The 2,106-nt window shown below is 47.7% G+C and carries 2 protein-coding genes; both read left to right on the forward strand.

All coding sequences use genetic code 11. The features are described 5' to 3' along the window. Nucleotides 1–1,250: IS21 family transposase (gene istA, locus HNR50_RS22050; RefSeq protein ID WP_184748977.1), on the forward strand; the 1,250-nt coding region annotated here is incomplete at its 5' end. A gap of 11 nt (nt 1,251–1,261) precedes the next feature. Further along, nucleotides 1,262–2,002, forward strand: coding sequence for an IS21-like element helper ATPase IstB (gene istB, locus HNR50_RS22055; protein ID WP_184748978.1), 741 nt, complete (start codon nt 1,262–1,264; stop codon nt 2,000–2,002). Nucleotides 2,003–2,106: the final 104 nt, after the last annotated feature.

Below are 2,106 nucleotides of genomic sequence, written 5' to 3' on the forward strand. Positions count from 1 at the left end.
GGGAAGAGTACTTACTGGAAGTTCCTGACGGACTCAAATACACCCAGTTCTGCTATCACTTTCAGCAATGGCGGGAAGACGGCGATGTTTACATGCATATGGACCATAAGGCCGGAGACAAGATGTTTGTAGATTATGCCGGGAAGAAGAGAGATATTGTCGATCCGATTACCGGTGAAGTTGTATCGAAAGAGCTTTTTGTTGCCATTCTGCCAGCCAGTCAGCTGATCTACATCGAAGCGACGGATGATCAGACCAAGGAGTCATTCATCCGCTCCCTGGAGAGAGCGATCCGGTTTTTCGGCGGTGTCACCGCTGCCATTGTACCCGATAACCTCAAATCAGCAGTCGTGAAGGCCAACTTCTATGAGCCGGAGATCAATCCTCTGCTGGAGGACTTTGCAGATTACTACAATACCGCAATTCTTCCTGCGCGATCTGGGAAACCCCAAGACAAAGCCCATGTGGAGAATGCCGTCAAAATATGCTACCGACGGATCATTGCCCCTTTGAGAAATGAGATATTCCATTCCACAGAAAATCTGAACAGGGCTATGTGGCGAGAGCTGAAGAAGCTCAATGAGAAAAAGCTGACTAAGATGACCGTTTCCCGAATTGAACTTTTCGAAGAGGTCGAAAGACGCGAACTAAGGTCACTGCCTGCCGAGAGATATCCTCTGAAATACTTCCAAGACAACACCTTAGTTGGATTCAATTACCATTTCTACCTCAAAGAGGACGGACATTACTACAGTGCTCCGTATCTGCTGAAGGGGAAGAAAGTTCGGGTAATCTATGACGACAGAAACGTGGCTCTGTATCACGATAACATAAGAATCTGGCAGCACCGAAGGGATCGCCGTCGCGGCGGATATACGACCAAAACAGAGCATATGCCGGCAAAACACCGTTTTTTCAAGGAATGGAGTCCGGAGAAATTCCGCTGGTGGGGAGGTAATGTCGGAGAGGATACTCTCCGTGTCGTAAACTATCTGCTCGATTCCAAACCACATCCAGAGCAGGCATACAGGACTTGTATGGGAATCCTGAATCTGACCAACAAATACCCACTTTCAGTCGTCAACCAGGCATGCAGAAGTGCTTGGAACATGGACTGGATTGGTTTCAAGAGCATAGCTGAAGAGGCGGAAAGGATTCAGATTGCCATGGAATCAGCAGCTGATGAGAGCCAGCTCACCCTGATTCCAGCAGATCATCAGAATATACGCGGCGCACAGTACTACCGATAGGAGAAAAGATAATGAACAACAATCAGGCCACAATGGCAAAAATGAGTGAAATGAAACTCTACGGAATGGCAAGAGCCTTCCAGAATATTCTGGAGACCGGTATGAATGAGAAGTTTACCATCGATGAGCTTCTTACTCAGCTGGTCGACACAGAATGGGAAGACCGAACCTTGCGGAAGCAGGAGAGGTTAATGAAAGCTGCCGGTTTTCGCTATCAGGCATCAGTCGAGGAACTGGATTATGAACTGGATCGGCACCTCGATAAGAATCTGATTTTGAGACTCGTGGACTGCAACTGGATCAAACAGGGTAAAGACATTCTCGTCACTGGACCGACAGGTGTCGGCAAGAGTTTTATCGCCAGCGCCCTGGGACATCAGGCGTGCAGCCTTGGATACCGGACTGTGTACAGCCTTACCAGTCGACTGTTTCAGCAGCTGAGTGTAGGAAAAAAGGAAGGGAAATATCTGAAAGAACTTGCCAAAATCTACAGGGCTGATTTGCTCATTCTCGAGGACTTCGGACTGTCTCCGTTCAATCAGGAAAAGCGCTTGGAATTACTCGATATACTGGAGGACCGGCATGGCAGAAAATCAACAATAATCGTCTCTCAGCTCCCGGTCTGTTCATGGCATGGAGTAATTGGAGAATCCACCATCGCCGATGCCATTATGGATCGGATTGTCTATGATTCCTTCAGAATTGATCTGGATGGTGACTCTGTAAGGGGTAAAATGAGAAGAAAACCTTGACGGAAAGTTGCCACTTGAGGTAAGAAAAATTAACAGGTTGCATGAAGCCTATGAGGCGGCAACTTTCATCCGGAATGGGTGGCAATCTTCACCGGTATCTCAAC

This window comes from Spirochaeta isovalerica, assembly GCF_014207565.1.
GTDB classification, from domain to species: domain Bacteria; phylum Spirochaetota; class Spirochaetia; order DSM-2461; family DSM-2461; genus Spirochaeta_F; species Spirochaeta_F isovalerica.

Coding starts and splice junctions, on each gene's coding strand:
- istB (WP_184748978.1), top strand. CDS start 1,262: ATGAACAACAATCAGGCCACAATGGCAAAAATGAGTGAAATGAAACTC.